Below are 22,831 nucleotides of genomic sequence, written 5' to 3' on the forward strand. Positions count from 1 at the left end.
GGATAGTGTCCTTGATTTCAAAAATTACACGTGTAATGCTCTGTTATCGGTAGCGGCTAAAGCTGCTTCTTTGATTGCTTCTGCAAATGTTGGGTGAGCATGCGACATTCTGGAAATATCTTCCGCCGAAGCTTTGAATTCCATAGCCGTAACTGCTTCCGCAATTAAATCGGCACAACGAGGCCCAATCATGTGTACTCCTAAAACTTCATCCGTTTTAGCATCGGCCAGGATTTTTACAAATCCGTCGGTATCACCTCCGGCACGCGCACGTCCTAACGCTTTGAATGGGAAACTTCCCGATTTGTAAGCTACTCCTGCTTCTTTTAACTGCTCTTCCGTTTTACCAACAGCAGCTACTTCCGGCCAAGTATAAACAACACCCGGAATTAAGTTATAATCGATATGTGGTTTTTGTCCGGCAAGGTATTCTGCTACAACCACACCTTCTTCTTCTGCTTTGTGCGCCAACATTGCACCGCGAACTACATCACCGATAGCATAAATATTTGACGCCGTAGTTTGTAAATGATCATTTACTTCAATCTGACCTCTTTCTGTAATTTTCACACCGGCTTTATCAGCGTTTAATCCTTCTGTATACGGACGACGACCTACTGAAATCAACGCGTAGTCTCCTTCAAGAGTGATCACTTCACCTTTAGCGTTCTCCGCTTTTACTGTCACCACATCTCCGTTACGGTCAACCGCCTGAACTTTATGTGACGTATAGAATTTCATTCCCTGTTTTTTCAACACCTTTGTCAATTCTTTCGACAAACCGGCATCCATTCCCGGAATGATACGATCCATAAATTCAACCACAGAAACCTGAGCGCCAAGACGTAAATACACCTGACCTAGTTCCAACCCGATCACACCACCACCGATGATCACTAAGTGTTTCGGAACTTCTTTTAATTCCAATGCTTCTGTAGACGTAATGATTCTTTCTTTATCAATTTTAATAAAAGGTAAGCTCGATGGTTTTGAACCGGTAGCAATAATGGTATTTTTTGCTTCGATTTTTTCAACCGATCCGTCTTTTTTCGTAATCGCGATAGCTGTAGCGCTTTCAAAAGCTCCCACTCCTTCGAATACGGTAATTTTATTTTTATCCATCAGGTATTTCACCCCTCCGGCAGTTTGATCAACAACAGCTTTTTTACGGGCCACCATTTTTTCAAGGTTCACTTTCACCTCACCACTCACTTCAATACCGTGATCTGCAAAATGAGAAATTTCTTCGAAATGGTGGGAAGAAGCCAACATCGCTTTAGACGGGATACATCCAACATTTAAACAAGTACCTCCTAAAGTGGAATATTTTTCAATAATGGCCGTTTTCATTCCTAACTGGGCGCAACGGATTGCCGCTACATAGCCTCCAGGACCCGAACCAATAATAACTACGTCAAATGAACTCATAGTATAATTATATTATGTTGTGTTTTTAAAAATTTCATTACAAAATTAAGCAATTTTGTTTAGACGAAATCGGATTATTTTTAAAATAAAAGTTTACTAAAAATGCTTCAAAAAGCAAGATAGTTAAAAACGGTTGTAAATAAAGGTTTTACAGCCGTTTTGCATTTTTAGGCAATGAATTAGAATGCAGTAAAAAGCAAAGAAAAACCAAAGTTAGGTTACTAAATCGTTACCTATATCACCTTTGGCTACACCGCGATAAACATCTGTTTTTCAGCATTCTGCACTATCCTTCATCTTGTTTCCCAACTCACGAAAATTTAATTTTAACATTAAGCGTAGCGAGTTATGGAAACGACAAAAAGATCAACGTTTAAGGTATTGTTTTACCTTAAAAAAAACGCACTAAAGAAGAACGGAAATGTGCCGATAATGTGCCGCATCACAGTAAATGGAAAGCAATCGGCATTCAGTGCCAAGCTTGACGTTTCGACATCCAATTGGGATTTGAAATATGGTAGGGTTTTAGGGAAAAGTAAAGAAGCACAAATCCTTAATACGAAACTGGACAAGATACGTTTGGATTTAGAACAGTACCATACTAAACTACTAAAGAATGAGGGCACGGTAAACAGCACAAAACTCAAAAATACCTATCTTGGGTTGAGTAGCGGTGAATTGACATTTTTTAAATTCTTTGATCAGTATATTGATGATTTTCAGAAAAAGGTAGATAATGGGATCAGGCAGTATAATACATTGACCAAATATAAAGTTCTATTAGGACACCTTCGCGCTTTTACAATCAAAAAATATGGATATTCCGACCTGTCTTTTAACGATCTTACCTACGATTTGGTACAGGACTTTGATTACTACCTGCGCGATGATAAAGGCATACAACATAACAGTATCTGGTTATATATGATCGGTTTTACTACTGTATGCCGCTTAGCAATAAGTAGAAAGCATCTTAGCTTTAACCCCTTTTCCGAATACAAAAACACAAAAGAGGATAAAGACCGTGGCTATTTATTGCGCAGTGAACTTGAAGAAGTTATCAGCTATGAGTGTAAAAGACGAATTGATAAATTGATTAAAGACTTATTTGTATTTAGTTGTTTTACAGGACTTTCTTATTCAGATATAAAGCGTTTAGAACACAGCCATATTCAACAGTTTTTTGATGGTAACCTGTGGATCATCATCCGCAGAAAGAAAACGACCACATCCTCAAACGTAATGCTATTGGATATGGCAAAGATGATCATTGAAAAATATGCCGGATTAGCAAGAAATGGAAAACTATTTCCTGTACCATGTAATAGGGTCTGTAATGATTTTCTATTTCGATTATCTCAGGCAATACCCAGTCTTAACAAAAAAAAGATTACTTTCCATGTGGCTCGCCACACTTTTGGAACCCTGTTTTTAAGCGAAGGCATTCCGCTTGAAAGTCTTAGTAAAATGATGGGACACAAAAATATTGCCACCACACAAATTTATGCCAAGGTACTTAATGAGAAAGTCGGAAAAGATATGCAGAAGGTAGCGAATAAATTTAAGACTATGGAAAATTCTTTTGTGACAAACCTATAAACAGGTTCATACCCATAAAACCAATCAGCCCGTTGCCAAAAACAACGGGCTGTTTTTTCTCCATTTAATACGATCAAAATTTAACCAAGCTATCGCTTATAATTTTGCTCCAGTACTTTGATAATATCTGATTCCCGAAAAAGAATTTTCCTTTCGAACTTGATATAAGGTATAAGGCCATCATCCCTATACTGTTGCAACGTCCGTTTGCTAATATGTAACATAGCGCAAACCTGTCCCCCACTAAGATAGATTTCTCCCTTTAATAATGGCTGAAAATGTTCCCTGATATGAAGTAGTTCGTTTTTAATTCCTACCACTACTTCCAGCAAAGCAAGCATCTCCTGATTTGAATCTCCGATTTGCTTCATACCCTATGCTTTTTTAAGGATAACTTAGTCTGCATTAACTTTTCCACGTCAACCGCTTTAAAGAAATTCTTACGGTTGATCCGCGTTGCCCGTAGCACTCCTTTTGCCCTATAGGTTTGAAGGGTTCTTTTGCTTACACCGAGCAATTGACAAACTTCCTGCTGATCCAACCATTTACTTGTCTGCTGTAATGCCCTGTGCGGTGCTGTAATCTCTCTCACCAATCCCGAAACTTCTCTTATTTCCCTACATAATGCATCCACGATCTGAATGTCTAAAACTGTTAATTCCATATCTCCCTCATTTTAATCCCACATCCTAAATGGTATGCCCAAAAATTACATCAAGCGGCTTTATCACCTCTTTAACATTTATTCTTTACTACATTTTACAGCACAATAAAATTAAATATTTAAAGCGTTCGTACCCTAATCAAAATATGCTCAGGGTTAGCCCCTTTTTGTCACTTGGGTGGTTGCCGGTGAGCTATTCTAAATTAATGCTAAACGAAATATCAATATTAACTAGCTGTCCTGAAACTTTTATAGTCCTTTGTCTCTGATAGGTACTGTTTGTCTGACTAAGGGGAATCACTTTTATATCATTTCCAAAAGAAAAACGAAAAAAAGAAAGCCTTTTCAAAGCAGACGTAAAAGCAACCGAGTGCTATAAGTCCCAAAGGGTGGTACAGTTTTTGGTTGCTCCATTATGAGCGCGTAGTTACACGCATCTGCTAATTTTGCCTTGCTTTTATTGTTTTTGATTTCAATCCTATATACCCATCCCCGAATAGTTTTCCAGCTATTATTTTATTTGTTGCGGTTTACTATATAATGCGCCTTAATTCACCGTATTTATCTACAACATCCTGTCAACTAATCAATTAGTTTTATCTATTCAACAGTAATTAATCAATTACAAAACATCGTAGAATATTTAAACCATAAGATTATGATATACAAGGAAACGGTAAGTGAGGAGTTATGGGTACAGCTACAAAAGCTAATGAAAGATGAATTGCTAAAAGAATTTGTTTTAGTTGGAGGAACAGCATTATCCTTAAAAATAGGACATCGTGAATCAATTGATATAGACTTATTTACAAATAAGGATTTTAATGTAGAAAATTTAGTAATCCATTTACAGAACAACTATAATGCTATTTTGAAAAGATACACTAAAAACTCAATAAACGCTTATGTTGAAAAAGTTAAAGTTGATATTATTGCCCATAAATATCCTCTGTTAAAACCCATTGAGGATATCATGGGAATCAGGATGGTTTCAAATGAAGATATTGGCGCAATGAAACTTCATGCGATTGTTCAAAGCGGTAGTAGAATAAAAGATTTTATTGATATGTACTTTTTATTGGAACATCATCCCTTAAAAACATATTTAGATGCCTATGAACAGAAATACGAGGGGAATGCAAAACTTGCAGGGAATGCTTTACTATATCACAAAAATATAGCCTCTTCACAGATGGTTAAGATATTAAATGGCAATGAAAGAAACTGGAACAGTATGAAGGATCGCCTAAGAGAAGCCGTATTTGAGCCTACTAAAAATTTTACAGAAACCAGACTAACCAATACGAGAGAAATAACCCAAAAAAAGAATACAAAAGGATTTCGTAGATAAGGTAAATAAGATAATAGTAAAAGTTTGCTTAACTTTATAAGTATGAAAATCAAAAACATAAATAAGGATGTCCCTAATCTCGATCCAAAATTCTTTTGGGAATATGATTTTGATAAAATGGATTGGGATGAAGCCTACAAAATGGTAATAGGCAGGATTATAGAACGTGGATCACAGCAAGAAGCTGATGAATTAGTACGCTTTTACGGTTATGAAAGAGTAATAAAAGCACTTCGCGATGAAATCTATTTCTTACCAAACTATGGGATTGATAGCGCTATAGAATTTTTTCCTGAATTAAAAAAAGAAGAAATGTATTGCTACCTAAACAGACTAGGTAAACCCTACGATTGGTTATAAAACTAAAAATTTAAGTTAGAAATTCTAAAAAAGCAAACCATTAAAAAGACCGTAAATGTACATTGGAAAAGCTTATGACAATCCAAAAGACTACACCATAATGGCTTGTTCGCACACTCACAAACCACCCCGAAGGGGGCTTATTGCGTTTCCTTTTGTTTGTCCACTTCTTCCAATATATTTAGATCACTTTCTTTTTTCTGTTTTTCTTTTGGAAAATATATAGTGGAATGGCTGGTAAACTATTAGTAGTTCTAATACTAATAGAAAGAGAGTATTTAACCATTTCCCTGTATAGCCCTATTTATAGGTGTTCAATATTTTTCTCAATAAATGGTAACGATTTGGGATCTAAATACTGTCATCATTAGGCTGCTATTGTCAGATCTTTGACATAAACGACTCATTACAAATATAATAATGTTATCAGATCAAAGCTACTCATTGACACCTTTCTGATCCACTCGGGCAAAAACATGCGTAAAACTAAAGAAGACCTAGTTTGTCAAGAGTCGGAAAATTTTCATATGAAATGAATAAAAAACTACACAACTATAAAATGCAGCTTAACTTTTTCTCTAGTTTTTGTTAACATATCCATTTTGAGTTGAGCAACCTAACAAAACACAATAGTAAAAGTAATTTTTCAAAATGACAATAAAGCCCTGTGGCTTTGCGACAGTTGCGGAAATTGGGGCTAAGTACTCTCCACCGGAACAAAACGAAGTTATAAAGTCTGAACGAACTTTTACAACTGAAATATCAATAACATAAAACTGCTGTTAGTTGTAATTAATTATTTCTGAATAGTTTCTCGCCAATTTAAATCTTTCTTTATTTTCAGGAAAATCCTTTATCATAAAAAATATGTCTTTATGTTTAGAATAATATTTTTGTTTAGTTTTATTCAGTTCCTTTTCAAAATCTCTGCCAAACTTTCTTTTTTCCTGTCTCGACTTAAAAGTTAGATTATTTTCAAGAATAGCATCTTCGATACGTTTTTTTATTCCTTTTTTCGATGTATTTTCTTTAATGTAATTTTTATATACCGTCATAAATGTTTCCTCTGTATCTATAAAAGAGAATTTATTATTATCAATGTGGTTTGCTTCAAAAAAGATTTTCAATGAAGTAGATAGGTCGAAAGAGGTAAGGAACTCATTGTAAAACCCTGTATATCTATATAGTATATCATCATTATTTATAGTTTCGAAAGATCCAATAAAGCCTAAAAACGGAGCAGGTTTATTTATTTTAACTGCGCCTAATAAGTAAGCTCCATGACACACAGCAAGAGTGAGAAATAAATTGTTTCCTATTTTTATATTAATTTTAGATAAATCTTCGGTTAACTTTGAATAAGTTATTGTCTCATTGTTATTCAATACTAAACCTGACTTATTACTCAATCCATGAATTTCAAAATGTAAAATTGGAAATATACCTTTTTCACATTCCTTTTCAATGTGAGCGATAAGTGTTTCGTACTCTACTTTATTATTAATGGGTTTATATTCACAAGTAAACTTATTATCACTCGACATTTGTCTCCATCTAAGAATGTCATCATATAAATCTTTTCCCGTTTTTTGTTCATCTTTATCTAAAGATTCGATGACATATATCTTATTAAATCTAAAATTTCTCAAGTTAGTTTATTTTAATTACAGCTAGCAGTTTACGTATTGGCGATGTCAGGGAATGTGAAAAACGTCAGATCAACATTTGTACAAATGCCTTATAGAATTAAGTAATGTTGAATTTATAACTGTCAACTCCTCTATTGCCAATATGATGTAGTGGCAGTTTTAGTTAAATCTGATAGGTACAGCAAGCTGCAAAACAACACTAAAATTGTTATTGAAATAGTCTGTCTCTTTTGATTTGTTCAACTGGTTAAATTGTCCTGTCACTGAAAAACTTATAATATCTTTGGCTGGCTTATCTAGATTGTCTTTGTCAAGTTTCTTGTCTTTTAGATTAACATAAAAGCCTGTATTACCATTTATAATGTAATTATCATTACCTATACCATAATATGTTAATCTACTACCCAAATATAAACTGCCATATTTTTTACTTTTTATTAAAGGTATAAAAAGTTCTCCAAATGATGTCAAACCCTCTACGGTAATTAAATTTCCAATAGCACCAGATGTTGTTTCAACAACTGTTTGATAGGCTGTTGAATCTTTATTGTGAATTAACTTACCATCCTCTAATGTTCGTTTTTTCAAAGATGAATAGTTGTTTGTTTTGGCATACCCCACTCCAATAGAGGCTATGCATCTTTTCCATTTATGCTCTGAAATATCCGAGTGAAAGTATCTATTTAAACTAATGTATAAACCACCAAGTTGTCCATTAAGTTTCGTAATCAAATTACCATATTGTCCCGATGGAGTAAAAATGTTGTAATTGACTTGTTCTAAGTTTCCAATAATATTTATCCAAGTCATACCTTCTGACGAATGAGCATTTTTTCCATAAGTAGCAGTGTCAGTGTATGTCCAATATGTGTGTCTTATTACTCGCGAAAAACCTGCAGTCAAACCATATTCTAATGGAGGATTACCACTTTTATAAAGTGTTGTTATACCATTTGATGCTTTAAAGTTCGCTTGAACAAATCCAGAGTTTTTCAAATTTCTTGTTGAAGGTACGTCTTTAAATAGAGATGGAAAACCAAGTTTTAGTGATATTTTACTGTCGGTAAAATTAGCTGTTACATTGCTTATTGCAGAAGGGTCTAAATTAGAACCATTAATGGCAGATGGGATTTCAAAATAGTAGAATCTACTGATTTGTCCTTTGTCATCAATAATAGGGTCTTTACTTTCTTTATTCTGCCCAAACAAATTAGTTAATGAGAAAGACAAGAAAATAATTGGAAGTAATAGTTTTGTCATATTTTGAATTTGTTGATGTTGTTCGTAAAAATTGCCCCTAACAGTGTTTTTCACGAAACTTTCCACTTATTTATTTCGTAAAAAAACTATTTAATAATTGTAATACTGTTAAACTCGAAAGAACGTAATTTATAGACAACAAAACAATACGTATTTTCACTCAATTTATAGACAAGGAGTTTTAAAGTATTGAATTTGAATTAGAAATAAGAGAATCGCTTTATTTACTAGAGAAGAATTGCACAAATTATGTATGATAAAAAAATCTTTTATCTGAAAGATATTACAATCGAACACTTGATGCCACTTTTATTGTACTTGAATAAACTTAAGAGATTGAATTTAGATTATACTCGTTTGCGTTCAACCGGGTTTTCTAATTTAGATTAAGAAATAGTAATCTTTAATCACGTTTACAAAATAATAAGTCTTGAGATTAAAAATCTTAGGGGGCAAATTTGTTTTTTCTTCATTATTCAGAAGATAGTCGCAGAGAAAGAGGATTCATACAATATTCCTATTAACCAATTAGATTAATGTTTGATTCTACACTTCAACGTACAAACATAGCTACATATAGCCGTACAAACAGTGGTACACAAGTACCACCGCTCAGCTACTTTAATATTTAACGGTAAGCTAATCCCACAAGATCCGAGTATAGGGATAAAATTCCGGTTGTTTAACAACTGTTCATCTTGCCGTTTGCAGCAACTGGGCAAACTGCTACCTTCTTACAAAGAAAATCTCAGGCTTAACAGCTAGATTTTATGCCCTGATCTCATCCAAATATTTGATATTTCTTTTATCAATTATTGGTTACCACGAAGTAACAGCAAGGTGTGTTTTGAGCATCTTGAAATACTTTCCGCTGCATAAAACTCCTTGCTACTATCGTAGTATTTGGCTCCGAAGTCGTAAATTATTAAGAACCATTTTTATTTATTTATCAGGCATTAGTAATTACCATTAAATGACTGAAATTATTAAGTATTTATACATAAAGTATTTGTTGGAAAAAGGGGAAAAATCCCCATTTTATAGCTATTATTTGCTTTGTATGAGGCGTTTTGTATATGTTTGACACTTATAAACTCTTAAAAAGAATACATTATGTCTTACTTATTTATGTTCAGGTTTTATTGCCTGTCCCTGCTATTGGTATGCACATTTACTGGATTTTCTCAGGATATACGATGGGAAAAATCTTATGGCGGCAAACATGCCGAATTCCTAGCAGATGCACTGCCCACACCCGACTATGGGTTCCTCTTAGCAGGCAGTTCCTTATCCGACAAAAACGGAAACAAAGAAATGGCTTCCAGCGGTAATTTCGATTACTGGCTTTGGAAGATGGATGAACACGGCTCGCCCGAATGGCAAAAAAGCTATGGCGGATCCGGTATGGATTTTCTACAAAGTGTACAACTAACAGCCGATGGCGGCTTTATTCTGGCCGGTGTTTCGGATTCCCCAAAAAGCGCAGGTAAAAAAGACGACTCCAAAGGTCACGATGACTTCTGGATCGTAAAACTCGACGCTAAAGGAGCCGAACAGTGGCAACGTACGATTGGCGGAAACGGTCAAGAGCAACTGACTTGTATCCGACCTACCAAAGACGGCGGTTATATTGTAGGCGGTTCGTCCGCATCGGGTAAATCCGGTGACAAAACGGAAGAAAATTTTGGAAACCTGGATTACTGGGTGGTCAAATTGAACTCCGAGGGTACCATCGAATGGCAAAAGACCTACGGCGGAAAATACCTTGATCAGCTTAAAACGGTTGAGCAAACCCCGGATGGCGGTTATATTATTGGCGGCTATTCGAATTCTCCAGCTTCGGGTAACAAACTCAACGACAATATGGGCGCGGGTGATTACTGGATCCTTAAAACCGACAAACAAGGAGCTATCGAATGGCAACGTACGTTAGGCGGCAATGGCGACGATAACCTGACTGCGTTGATTCAATGTAAAACCGGCGGCTATTTATTGGGCGGAAGTTCCAATTCGAACCCTTCGAACGATAAAAGTAAGGCCAACGGTAAAGGAACCGATTTCTGGGTAGTGCGATTAGACACCGACGGACAAACGATCTGGCAGGAAACCTATAATTATGGTAAAACCGACTTGTTAACTTCCATTATTGAGAATGACGACCATACGTTTTTGATTGGCGGTCATGCGCATACCGAAGTCGGTGAAGGCAAAAAAGATAAAAAAGACATCAACGATTATATCGCGGTAAAAATCAACGATAAAGGTGAAGAAGTATGGAGCAAAACCGTAGGGAGTGATGGCGAAGACATCTTAGGTCGCTTGATCGAAACCCGCGATGGCGGTTACCTTTTAGCTGGAACATCCAAAGGAAAACCGTCCCGTAATAAAAGTGGCGGACATGGCGGCAGCGACTTCTGGGTGGTAAAACTCAAAGACCGTTATAAAAAAGAACTGGACAAACCGGCCATCGAAGCCCTGCCAAACCCGGCGCAACAATTTACCAACATTATTGTGGGTTACGATTTCCAAACGGGAACAGCCGCTATATATGATCTTTCGGGACGTCAACTGCAACAGTTTTCGATCGACAGTCGCACCGTACCGGTGGACTTAAGTCTGTATCCGGAAGGCATCTATATCGTAGAAATCCGTACCAACGTACAGCATAACTCGGTAAAAGTCATCAAGGGTATCCAACCTAAATAAGAAATCACATGAAAAAAATACTATTCACCTTACTGCTTTTAGGGCTTTATGGGATAACTATGGCCCAGGAAGCATTTCCGGAAAGCCCCACAGCCTTGGTAGTTCCCCAAATTACCAATCCGTCTGTCGATGCGCAGGCGATCACCAAATTTGGCGACATTCCAATTAGCGAATATACCGGGATGGTTAATGCTGCAATCCCTCTTTATACTTTAAAATCCGGAAACCTTTCTTTGCCGATTAATTTAGATTATAATGCGGCCGGTGTTAAAGTAAGCCAGACAGCTACCTGGACCGGAATAAACTGGGTGTTAAATGCCGGGGGAGTTATTACCCGTACCGTTCATGATAAAGGAGACGAAGCCGATAATCCCGATGGAAGGATGACGGCCGATACCATCGTACCGGCAGGTTTTTTAAACGGTTCTGCATATGCGGGCTGGATTAATCTGACACTTGCCAAGCGACGCAAATTAGTAGATATCAAGCCCGATATTTTTTACTTTAACTTCCCGGGTTATTCGGGTAGTTTCTTCTTGGATAAGCAATTTAAACCACGATTGGTAAAAGCAGATAGCAACCTTAAAATAGAAATAGTAGGAACAGATTCGAATCTCAGAACACGCTTACGACAGTCCAATGAATTTTGTATCACGACTCCTGAAGGGGTTAAATACTATTTTGGTGGTGATAACGCCACCGAAACCTCCTTTTTAGGAAATCGTATCGATAACCCCTATGTACCAACAGGGTATTATCTGACAAAAATTCAACATCCGATAAGCGGGACCATTACACTGGAATACCTGAGTGATAGCGTAAACCGTAATATTCGGCTGGAAACCAATGAAAGTGTAACCGTTAAAATAGCGGGACTACCGACTGAACATCGGGATTGTATACAACCGGCTTATTCAGAAATGAGTCACGACATTAACACGTCGTATAACATCATTGCCAGTGGTAAAACATTATCAAAGATTAAGGGAAATCAAGGAGCGACTGAGATTACTTTTAATAGTACTCCCGGTTCAGCTACCCATTATAGAAAAGTACTAAACAGTATTGTTATTAAGGAGGATAATACAATTCTCAACACCATTGATCTGAATTACTATTTTCCTCAAACACAAAGCACCTCAGAACGATTTTTCCTCACCAAAGTAGAGTTCAACAAAAACAAAAATTATGGTAGTGGACGTAAATATGAACAATACGAATTAGAATACTTCGAACCAAATGAACTCCCTAATCGGGATAGCCAGGCTAAAGATGTATTAGGCTACTACAATGGCAAATGGGGTAACACGATCGCACTGCCAAAAAACTTTGATCATTACTTTCATAATTACTATTCCAATTTTGCTGACCGCAGTTCCGATCTGACATATGCTGTTAAAGGTGCTTTAAAGAAGATCATTTTTCCAACCAAAGGTTATTCGGAATTTGAATATGAGATGGTGAAATCAAAAGAACTGGATTATGGAGGTGGAGTTCAAATGAACATTTGGCGTAATAATCCGGGAAGAAATCCGGTTAATAAAACCTCGACAACCGCATCTATGATGGGTGATTCGTATCAGAATCCGGACGGAACATTTGGCTTTTTAGGGGTTTATATGGATCAAACTATTAAAGGAATTGCTAATATTATTTCTAATAGTCAGATGGGCCATACCGATGTAATTGTCCTGAAAATTACCGATATCACCGATAACACGGTACAGAATTTTACCTTTCGAATGCCGGATGGTAACCAGGAAATAGGAAGCGGAAGCTATAATTTTTCTATTGAGTTTACATTCGATATTAGAAAAGACCATAAGTATTCGCTACAGTTATCCAACAATTATCAATTTTCTACTACCCAGTTTGATGCCGAAGTTTATTTTGCCTATGTAAAAGGAGTGCGATTGGTCGATGATGGCCCACTTCGGGTAAAACGGGTTACTGATTATAACGCCGAAACCGAAAATGCTTATATCAAACGATATTATTATAGCAGTTTGGCAAATCTGAACAAAAACCCTTTAGAACTTGCTGTCTTTAAAAAGAACTATGCCTATACGACCGATTGGGCATTAGTACGCTGTTGTAGTGGTGGAAGTGAGGGATCATTGTTACACGATCAGCAATGGGGACTTGGCTTTCGGACATTATCATCCCAATCTCAAATACCGCTAAATCAGCTTGAAGGAAAATACGAAGAAGTAATTGTGAGCTTTGGAGGTGACAATTTTGAATTAGGTGGAAAATACAAACGTTTTTATAATGTACCGCTGGCTATAAATGAAGATTTACATGTAGCTGATGGTAGCGTATTCCAACAAGAACGCAATATTTATTTTGGAAATGCTGAAGATATCTATCACGGAACCCTTATGGAAGAGACTGATTTGATCAAACGTGGAAATAGCCTGAATATGGTAAGACAGCAAACCTATAAATACCAATATGAGGATATAGCCAATATATCAGGTATAATTGGCGGTTATTGTTATTACAATTGTTTGTTTCCGGCAAGTAGTGCAAGTAGTTTTGATTTAGCGAAGTATACTTTGATTGCCCGTAAAAAACAGTTAATTCAGAAAAAAACAGTGGATTTTGTTGGACCGACATTAAGTACGGCTATTACTACAACAGAAGATTATCACTATGGGAGTTTGATCGGATTGCCGACTTCGATTATCAGCAGTACCAGTGAAGATGGCTTGGTAAGTTATGTTAACTATGTTTATGCCGATCAACCGCATTTGATAACCAATGCAACACCTATTCAAAATGCAGCGATGGCCAAGTTATTGGAGCTTAATATGATCTCGGAACCGATGATGGTGAAAACCTTCAAAGGACCTAGCGACGGACTTCCAACAGCAGTAGGAACCAAGGTGACACTATTTAAAAGCTGGAATAACAATCCGAACCGGATTCTACCGGAGATTGTTCGTTTTTCAAAAGGAACTGGTGCTTTGGAAGACCGTATCCTGATTGAAAAATACGATGGATTTGGAAACATGGCGCAGGTACGACAAAAAGACGGCTCCCGTACCTACTATCAGTATAATGGCCGAAACCAGCTGATGCTTAAAATAGAAAATTATATACCAGTGGATTCCGATGATACAGCCAATCCGATTCCATTACCGGAACTGACACCGGGAAGCCCATGTGGATTAAGTCAGAGCTATCCGGGGAGTATTGTAACCTTTTTCTATTACGATGCGGTTACAAAGTTATTAGCGCGAACTGTCGATACGAATTGTCGTAATACCTATTACGAATACGATAGTCTGTTACGTCTAAAGCGTATTAAAGACCATGACGGAAATATCATCGAGGAGTATGATACCAATTATCGAACCAACTAAAACCAGTAGTATGAAAAAATTACTTATCGCTCTATTGTGCGCACCAATTTGGATGGTGGCGCAAACGAACTCACAGAACTGGACCAAAAAAACAACCTATCGGGATGCGAATAGCGGCCGACCAGTTTCGACCGTGACTTATTATGATGGTTTGGGACGCCCGGTTCAACAAAATATAAACAAACAATCCGGAAACGGAAAAGATTTGATCACCCATATCGAATACGATAAGGGGCGACAGCTAAAAGAATACTTGCCGTACCCGGCTACGAGCAACGATATGAGTTATCAGGCTGGAGCGCAGTCGGCAACTTTAAGTTATTCGCAATACAGCGGACAGTATCCCTTTAGCGAAAAAATAGTAGAATTATCCCCTTTGGCGCGTATCTTAAAACAAGGCGCCCCTGGGGTAGACTGGCAGGTAAACCCGAATGCGAATACCGATCATACCATAAAAATGGACTATCAGACCAATGGTGCGAATGAAGTAAAAAACTATTTTGCGTTAACCAATTGGGATAACACGAATGGAGTCTATGCGATCCAATTACAGGATAAAGGATATTATAGTGCGAACAGCTTATATAAAACGGTAATCAAGGATGAGAACTGGACATCGGGAACCAACAATACAACTGAGGAGTTTACTGATAAAAATGGCCTTGTAGTCTTAAAACGCAGCTATAATGATGGTGCTCATGATACTTATTATGTCTATGATATCTATGGAAACCAAACATATGTCCTTCCGCCATTGGTTACCAACCCGACGGCTCAGCTGGACGATTTATGTTATCAGTATAAATACGATTCCCGCAACCGTATGGTCGAAAAGAAATTACCAGGCAAGCAATGGGAATTTATTGTATATGATAAAATCGACCGTGTGGTGGCCACCGGGCCTGCCTTATCGCCTTTTGGCAGTCCGCAAACCGGATACCTGATCACCAAATACGATGCATTAGATAGAACGCTGTATACGGGTTGGTTACAAACGAACTCTACACGAGCGACCTTACAGGGGCAATACAATGCTGCGGCAACAATTGTATCGGAAGAACGTACCAAAGTGGGTGTAACAGAAACCGTAGATAATATAGCAATTAGTTATACCAATCGTGTTCTACCAACCAGCGGGATGAAACTGCTTACCGTGAATTATTATGATGATTATAGATACATAAATGCTATTACACCACCATCGTTAATAGAGGACCAAACGGTAGCCACATCGGTAACCGGGCAGGTAACCGGAAGCTGGGTACGCGTGTTAACTACAGCGGAGGAAACTTTAAACGAGCAAAGCTATACGCTATACGATCCGAAATACCGTCCGATAAGTGTTTGTACCGCCAATCATTTGAGTGGCTACACCCGAGTGGATAGTAAACTGGATTTTAGCGGAAAGATGTTGTATAGCCAGACGTTTCATAAACTTTTAAGTAATAGTGCATCGGAATTGAACGTAGTAGACTCCTATATTTATACCGAAGAAGACCGGTTGTTGTTGCACAAGCATAAGATTAATGATGAAGCAGAACAGTTACTTACAAAAAATACGTATGACGAATTAGGGCAACTTGTTTCCAAGAATGTTGGTGGTAGTGATATAACGGGTGCGGTTGGACTACAAAAAGTAGACTACCGTTATAACATCCGTGGGTGGATGACCGATATCAATAATGATGCTCCAATAGGTAGTGCTGAATTTCAATTAGGAAACGGCGATCTGTTCGGATTTAAAATCAATTACAATCAGGTAACGGAAGTTGAAACGGCTCGTATCATTTATTCGGGATCTAGTGTTAATGGTGAGGTTAAGCCGTTGTACAATGGGAACATTGCAGAAACATTCTGGCTATCGTTTTCTGATAACCAAATCAGAAAATATGGTTACCGGTACGACGCTTTAAACAGACTACGAAAAGCATACTATCAAAAGCCGCTTAGTACTGTTCCAATTTCGAACTCTTATAACGAAGAAGCAAAGTATGATAAAAACGGAAACATTACAAGCTTAAAACGAAATGGAAATCTTGATAATCCATTGTTTCCTATTGAAATAGACGATTTAACCTATACCTATAACGGGAATAAACTACTTCGTGTAGATGATGCAACCAACAATCCAGAAGGGTTTAAAGATAACGGGTACGGAAATACCTATGATGATTACACCTATGATGTATGGGGTAACATGACTAAAAACCTGAATAAGGGAATCAGTAACATTATCTATAATCATTTAAACCTGCCAACGGAAATTCTTTTTAATGACGGAAATAAAATTACATATCTTTACAATGCTGAAGGTGTCAAGTTACAGAAAAGGGTAATCACTTCAGAAAGTAACATTGTTACTGATTACCAGAAAGGTTTCTATTATGTGGATCAGACCTTAAAGTTTTTCCCACATGCAGAAGGATATGTAAACGTTACCGAAGGTAAGTTCTTAAATTATGTATTCAATTATGTAGATCACCTTGGTAACATTCGCAGTAGCTGGACATGGGATGATAAGGTAGGAATAGTACAGGCAATCACTGAAAATCATTTTTATCCGTTTGGAGAACGGCATAAATCTTATAATAATCAGTCCTATGTCTTTATTCCTAGCGAGAGTGGTCCCTCATATTACAGTGCTGAACTGATTGAGGAAGGGACACGAACTCCAACAAATTTCTATATGTATAAATACAATGGAAAGGAGTTGCAGAATGAGTTTGGACTTAGTATTACGGCGATGGATTTTCGTCAATATGATAACACTTTAGGCAGGTTTAATTCACAGGATCTTTTATCTGAATCTTTCCCTGATAGTAGCCCGTACAGTTTTTCATTTTCAAATCCAGTAGCTTTAAGTGATCCGAGTGGACTGTGTCCTGAATGCCCAGATAAAAATAATGCAAAAAACGGGGATACTTATCTTTCAACCGGAGGAGGGAATTATTCCTTTAATAATGGTAATTGGACACGAAATGATGGGGATCTGAATGAGATCGTAATTTCGGTAAACAAACCTGAAACATCAACCAGAAAGTACGGTGGAGATGGAAGTGGTAGTGCTTTAGATATTAGTGCACGTATTGCTGACGGAATCAATCAATTTAATCCAATTGCTGGGCTTTGGGACGTTCTATCTTACACTTTTACAGGGAAGGATCGATTTGGGAATAAAATGTCCACGCTTGAAGCTTCAGTTACTGCAGTCAGTATTGTTCCTGCATTAAAAGGTGTTGCACAAATAACAAAATCGGGAGCCACAGGTGTAGTTAAGACGGGCAGTAGAGTTTTTGAAGTTGGTTCATACAATAAATTAAGAGGTGTTGAAGTTGGTTTGGATGCTCACCATGCAGGTCAAAAAGCTCTAATGAGTAAATTTGTTCCAGGTTATAATCCAAGTACTGCTCCATCAATTTTGGTACCGAAGTTAGGACATACGCAAGGAGTTGGAGTTCTATCGAGAAACATGTCCGGTTTTTCAAATGCGCGCCAAGTTTTAGCAAGGGATATTTTCGAATTAAGACGCGTATATCCAAGTATTCCTTATACCTCTTTAAAAGAATTAATTCAAATGAATAAAACAATGTATCCACACGCTTTTATAAAATAATAAAATATGACTTATGCAACATTAATAGAAGAAAGATATGCCGAGGCAGTTAAAGGCATCAAAGAAGAATGGTTTAATACCCAAAGTACTAAATGGTATGAGTATATTATTGGGCTTTCTGATGATTTAAAGATCTGTTATTCAACTGTTGTTTTTCATAATCAGATTTTTAATGGAGGTTTTCATCAGTATTTTGTAAATGGATATGGACAGTTTGCGCAAATAACCATTAATTCTCTTAGAACAATAGGTGCTATTAAAAAAGCTACTTTATTAGAAAAAGCGATAGGGATTGTAAATTATAACCATTATTCGGATGAAGTATTTAGACGTAAATTATTGAATAACCAAATTCCGAAACTTTTTGATGGAGATGATCTGTTTGAGCCACTAGATGAGTTGGATGTTATTTATTATAATTCTGAAAATGAAGATATTGAGCGGTTGTTAGGGATTTATTTGAGTCCTAAAAAATAAATACTGGATAAGAGCCTACCATAAAAGAAAAAACTTTTGAAGACTTATTAGCCTTGATGAGATATCAAGCTAAGATTTTTTTAGAGGAATCGGGAGATTTTTTTCTTATGCTTCAGTATTAATAAATCAAAGTATTCTTGAAACTGTAGGAATAGTTAAAACACTGATGATCCTGATTTTGATGCTCTGAAAGCTATCGCCACATTCGAAAATAAGATTGCAGAACAGATTAAAAGCGCTGAAATTTTTATTGGAGCAATCAGTGTGGATGTTATCATTTCCTAAACTAATCAGAATACTTTAATGATCAAAGCAAGTGATGACGGGATTAAATGGCAAGAACGAAGCTATTCCTATTACATTTCAGGAGTAATTATTTTCATTAACGATACAGTAAATAATAATGGATGATCTTTTAATCGGTCTTAAAGGGGACATTTTTTAAAGAGCTAAATTATTTATTGATGATATGTTTTTTTTGCACCATTCGGCTCAAAGCTGAAAAATGGAGAAAGTGATGAAGTGGTTATCATGGATGAAAACTTTCTATTGATGGTTTAAATTGGTCAGAAGATCATTACCCCTATTATATTGTAAATGGAGAATGTGTTTCGGGAATTGAACCATAAAACAGAAAGAAAATAAAGCAGTTTGCCTCGTTCCTGCAAACGGCAAGATGTCCGGTTGTTAAACAAACCGATTTTTCAAGCCCTTAACTCGGAACTCGTTGCTAATATAGAATTAAGATTATTTAATAGTTGACAATGATTCTTACCATAATTAAGAATTGGTGTCATAAATTAAGATTAATGATTTGGAGTATAAATTATCCGAAAAATTAGATTTAACAAATTATTAAAACAAGAGTCTGTAATCTTATTTTACAGACTCATTTCGATTTTTTACACTATTTAACTTTAGCTCTACACGTAATGAATCCAATTCTTTTTCTAATTTTTCTATTCTTTCCAATTTTGAGGTGTCAAATATTGAAACTGCTACTGGAAATATAATAGCGATGATAGAAACAGTCAGTGGAATCAAAAAACGGTTGTCCTTATACCATAATTTATTTAGATATAACCTGTCAAAATGTGCTTGTTCTCCATTTTCAGTAATATAATATCTTACAATGTCGGGTTGACCATCATAAGAGGTTAATTGTATAAAACCTAATGTGTAAAAATCATCGCAGATTACAGAAATATCTCGCATGGGATATTTAAGTCGATCATTTATCTCTTCTGCTGATAAAGAAAATTCTAGTTCATCATATCTTATAGGGCGCAGAGAATTCTCACGTTTTAAATCTGCCAAAATTTTTAGAATCTTATACTTTTTATAGCTACTCATGTTTATCTCTTTTATATTTTAATATACAACTTTTTATATAAACAACTTAAATATGGAAAACAATTTATTTGAACTTTTACTCTATTTTTGATTGCTTTTTCATATTTAAAACAATATAAAATGGAAAACTTAGAAGCTGTATATGGTTATTCCGATACATTTAATTTGACATTACCAAATGATGCCTTTGGATTATTGCGAAAATATTCAACAAAAAATATCTTAATAAAAATTGCTCATATCAATGCTATAATATTTTCTGAAAAAAATAGAAATTATAATATAAAAATTTTTGAAGAGGTTCTTTTTGGTCAAATATTAATAGTAAAAAGGCTAATACCTAACCTTGATTACAAGCTAAATAAAGGAAACTTTTTTGCGTCACCCCATTTATCTGAACTTATAAAAGAAGTATTAAATAACTATAGTGAAAATGAGGAAGATCATTTAGCCTATGAAGAATTTTCAATCGACTTTTTCATTACGATTCTTATTTTCAATCAAAAATATAACAATAAATTAGCAGCCACAAGCAATTTAACCAGTTTTCATGATGTTTTCGCTTTGAGCGTTTTGCAACAATATTATATACGTACAATAATACCAGTTACATATCTTGTCAAGTTTGCATTTATTTGCAATTTCTTAAGTAAAGACTCTCAACTACGGGATGTAACTATAAGTTTTTGTAAAGATTATGGAATTGGTTCTCCTTGGAATATCAGCAAATTTTTAATCGACTTATATAAAAATAATTTCAAATTTGTTTTAGAAAAGGCTATTATTCCAGCTGCCTTTCTAAAAGATTGGACTTTGAATAAAGAATATATTAAGCGAAAAAAGAGCCTAACATTGAACTTTGAAATAATCCCTAGGCCTTTGTTCGAGAGTAGTAAAAATGAACTTATTGTTCTTGATTATAATTTTTTTCAATTTACAATTGATCAAGGATTTTTTTATAGGATTTTTGAAAAAACTTTAAAAGATTCTAATACCAAATTAAAAGATTTTAATAGTTACAAGTCATATATTGGAATAAAATATTTCGAAGATTTCCTTTGTAAAAAATTGATTTATAAAACATTTGCTCATAGAAAACAAATAATATACAGTGACAATAAATATCAAGATTTTCTCGTTAAAACAACTTCAACTAATTTACTTGTCATTGAAGCTAAAATGACGGAAATAAATGCTAAAACATTAGAAGAAGTTAATTTTGAATCTTTTAAACAAAAAATAGAGGATAATTTTCTTAGCAAAAAAGAAATTAAAGGGAAGAATAAAGGCGTTTATCAAATCTTACATCAGTTACATCAGATTTGTGACAACCAAAATCATAATGAGGTCTCAAATATTCTTAAAATTAAGAGCACAAAGAAATTGAATATATATCCTATTTTACTGACTTCAGACACAAATTATAATATTTTTGGAACAAATGCTTTTGTTAACGAAAAATGTTTTGCTGATTTTGCCGAGTTTAAAGGGCAATACCAAACTGTTAAACCTGTATTAATTCTAAATGTAAATACTTTAATAGAATATTTTGGTTATTTCAGTCGTAATAAGGACAATTTTACAAACTTAATTAAAGCTTACTTTAAAGAAATTGACAGGCAAAAAAAACTTTTTCATTCCAATAAAAATATATACAACTATTTAATGTATTCAATACCTTTCGATATTTATATTCAAAAAAAATTAAAGAACGAAACCTTAGTTGATAATTTTGATATATTTTCAAAAAGTTTTTCAGATGAACTTTCAAGTCTAGATTTTTCATAAGAAAGTTATCATATTAAAAAAAACTAAAGAACCATTTAACATATAAGATAATGCCTATATTTGTAATGAGTTATGTGGAAACATATTGAAACACAGTGTAATAAGAACCGTTACTAAATCGTTACCTAATTACTTCTACAATCGACACAACATGTTGATTTCCAGCTTAAAGTATTAATCCGTAAATTTTTAAAATAAAAACGCTTTTAACGTTCCTTTAAGGAGCAACGGATTTCGAAGCGGTATTCGTAAAAACAAGGCCTAAAAAAAAACTGAAAATTCAGGATTTCACTAGTTTTTGTTGTTGGTGCATGATATATTTTCTCCCGATCACTCAGATTTACTTTGTCCGTTCGGTTAAAACCCAGGGTCAAGTACGTGTAATCAAAACTAAATTTATACTGCCTTTTTATTGGTATATTCATGAGGCACGTTTCAAAACTATTTACTCCCAATACTAATGCCATTTTTGTCATCAATATAAAAGCCTATAATTTCTGCTGCTCGCATAAACTCTTCTTGCGGGCGGGCGGTAAGCACCACTGTTTCATTGCTTACAGGATGTGTAAAAACCAACTTTTGAGGATGAAGTAACATGGTATTCATCTTAAATTTTTCAAGCTATATTTTATTTTGCTTGTTACATCCATGAGGACGGTCACCAATAATTGGATGTAAAATATGAGCCATATGCTTTCGAATCTGATGCATTCTACCTGTTAGCGGTGAAGCCTCCACAAACGAATATCGGGATGTATTGTGTTTACCCGAAGGAATATTGATTTCTACTTTTGCTAAAGTTTTAATCATTGTTTGTGCTTCCTGTAAAGTCCCGTTATCCTTGTATAAAGCATAATCTATAAGCTGCTCATCGGGAGTATAACCTCTTACAATGGCCCAATACTTTTTTTCAACAGTTTTTAGCGTTAACTGTTCCGTAAGATTTTTATTCACTTCTTTATCCAATGCAAAAAGTAATATCCCTGAAGTTTTACGATCAATTCGGTGAACCGGATATACTTTTTTATCAATTTGATCCCGCAACAACTGAATAGCAAATTCTGAAGCATCTCTTGCAATAGGAGATTGATGTACTAAAAGACCGTGTGGTTTATTGATGGCAACTAAATAATCGTCCTGATAAATAATCTCTAACATATGCATCTGTAAAAACGCCTAAAAGTAAGTGATTTTTTGATATTGACTTAGTCGGAG

At 35.4% G+C, this 22,831-nt stretch carries 16 protein-coding genes; 8 read left to right on the forward strand and 8 right to left on the reverse strand.

All coding sequences use genetic code 11. The features are described 5' to 3' along the window. Window positions 1-24 precede the first annotated feature (24 nt). The gene (lpdA, locus tag E6C50_RS02730; protein WP_136401660.1) at window positions 25-1,428 is read right to left on the reverse strand and encodes a dihydrolipoyl dehydrogenase; all 1,404 of its coding nucleotides are present in this window, start codon (window positions 1,426-1,428) and stop codon (window positions 25-27) included. A 348-nt stretch (window positions 1,429-1,776) separates the two neighbouring features. Between lpdA and E6C50_RS02735 the strand changes: the two genes are divergently transcribed. Continuing rightward, window positions 1,777-3,027, forward strand: a complete 1,251-nt coding sequence (locus tag E6C50_RS02735) for a site-specific integrase (RefSeq protein ID WP_136401661.1) — start codon at window positions 1,777-1,779, stop codon at window positions 3,025-3,027. A gap of 89 nt (window positions 3,028-3,116) precedes the next feature. Here E6C50_RS02735 and E6C50_RS02740 read toward each other — a convergent pair whose 3' ends face one another. Further along, window positions 3,117-3,398: a helix-turn-helix domain-containing protein gene (locus tag E6C50_RS02740; protein WP_136401662.1), complete on the reverse strand. Its 282-nt coding sequence runs from the start codon at window positions 3,396-3,398 to the stop codon at window positions 3,117-3,119. Beyond that, window positions 3,395-3,691, reverse strand: coding sequence for a helix-turn-helix domain-containing protein (locus E6C50_RS02745; RefSeq protein ID WP_136401663.1), 297 nt, complete (start codon window positions 3,689-3,691; stop codon window positions 3,395-3,397). Before E6C50_RS02745 ends, E6C50_RS02740 begins: the two co-directional genes overlap by 4 nt. Window positions 3,692-4,349: 658 nt before the next feature. Between E6C50_RS02745 and E6C50_RS02750 the strand changes: the two genes are divergently transcribed. After that, window positions 4,350-5,042, forward strand: coding sequence for a nucleotidyl transferase AbiEii/AbiGii toxin family protein (locus E6C50_RS02750; protein WP_136401664.1), 693 nt, complete (start codon window positions 4,350-4,352; stop codon window positions 5,040-5,042). Between the two features lie 42 nt (window positions 5,043-5,084). Continuing rightward, window positions 5,085-5,402 (forward strand): DUF6922 domain-containing protein, encoded by a 318-nt coding sequence (locus E6C50_RS02755; RefSeq protein WP_136401665.1) that lies wholly within the window; start codon window positions 5,085-5,087, stop codon window positions 5,400-5,402. 782 nt (window positions 5,403-6,184) lie between these two features. Here E6C50_RS02755 and E6C50_RS02760 read toward each other — a convergent pair. After that, a complete protein-coding gene (locus tag E6C50_RS02760; RefSeq protein ID WP_136401666.1) occupies window positions 6,185-7,051 on the reverse strand; it encodes a hypothetical protein in 867 nt (288 codons plus the stop codon). 159 nt (window positions 7,052-7,210) lie between these two features. Next, complete coding sequence (locus E6C50_RS02765) at window positions 7,211-8,311, reverse strand: hypothetical protein (RefSeq protein ID WP_136401667.1); 1,101 nt, start codon at window positions 8,309-8,311, stop codon at window positions 7,211-7,213. Window positions 8,312-9,424: 1,113 nt separating this feature from the next. On the opposite strand from E6C50_RS02765, the gene E6C50_RS02770 reads away from it, so the two are divergent. The 4 genes from E6C50_RS02770 to E6C50_RS02785 are packed head-to-tail and all read left to right on the forward strand — an operon-like array spanning window position 9,425 to window position 18,475. Further along, complete coding sequence (locus E6C50_RS02770; RefSeq protein WP_230978942.1) at window positions 9,425-11,017, forward strand: T9SS type A sorting domain-containing protein; 1,593 nt, start codon at window positions 9,425-9,427, stop codon at window positions 11,015-11,017. An 8-nt stretch (window positions 11,018-11,025) separates the two neighbouring features. After that, window positions 11,026-14,385 (forward strand): hypothetical protein, encoded by a 3,360-nt coding sequence (locus tag E6C50_RS02775; RefSeq protein WP_136401668.1) that lies wholly within the window; start codon window positions 11,026-11,028, stop codon window positions 14,383-14,385. A gap of 10 nt (window positions 14,386-14,395) precedes the next feature. Continuing rightward, window positions 14,396-17,998 carry a DUF6443 domain-containing protein gene (locus tag E6C50_RS02780; RefSeq protein ID WP_168732729.1) on the forward strand — a complete coding sequence of 1,201 codons (3,603 nt, stop codon included), beginning with the start codon at window positions 14,396-14,398 and terminating at the stop codon, window positions 17,996-17,998. A 6-nt stretch (window positions 17,999-18,004) separates the two neighbouring features. Next, on the forward strand, window positions 18,005-18,475 hold the full coding sequence (locus E6C50_RS02785; protein ID WP_136401670.1) for a DMP19 family protein: 471 nt from the start codon (window positions 18,005-18,007) through the stop codon (window positions 18,473-18,475). Window positions 18,476-19,351: 876 nt separating this feature from the next. Here the strand turns inward: E6C50_RS02785 and E6C50_RS02790 are convergent. Further along, window positions 19,352-19,828: a hypothetical protein gene (locus tag E6C50_RS02790; protein ID WP_136401671.1), complete on the reverse strand. Its 477-nt coding sequence runs from the start codon at window positions 19,826-19,828 to the stop codon at window positions 19,352-19,354. Between the two features lie 120 nt (window positions 19,829-19,948). Between E6C50_RS02790 and E6C50_RS02795 the strand changes: the two genes are divergently transcribed. Further along, window positions 19,949-21,616, forward strand: a complete 1,668-nt coding sequence (locus E6C50_RS02795) for a hypothetical protein (RefSeq protein WP_136401672.1) — start codon at window positions 19,949-19,951, stop codon at window positions 21,614-21,616. A gap of 441 nt (window positions 21,617-22,057) precedes the next feature. Here E6C50_RS02795 and E6C50_RS17920 read toward each other — a convergent pair whose 3' ends face one another. Both E6C50_RS17920 and E6C50_RS02800 read right to left on the reverse strand, forming a co-directional pair. Beyond that, window positions 22,058-22,222, reverse strand: a complete 165-nt coding sequence (locus tag E6C50_RS17920; protein WP_230978943.1) for a hypothetical protein — start codon at window positions 22,220-22,222, stop codon at window positions 22,058-22,060. A gap of 15 nt (window positions 22,223-22,237) precedes the next feature. Beyond that, complete coding sequence (locus E6C50_RS02800; RefSeq protein ID WP_230978944.1) at window positions 22,238-22,774, reverse strand: pseudouridine synthase; 537 nt, start codon at window positions 22,772-22,774, stop codon at window positions 22,238-22,240. Window positions 22,775-22,831: the final 57 nt, after the last annotated feature.

Source organism: Flavobacterium supellecticarium, from assembly GCF_004801375.1.
Classification (GTDB): Bacteria; Bacteroidota; Bacteroidia; order Flavobacteriales; family Flavobacteriaceae; genus Flavobacterium; species Flavobacterium supellecticarium.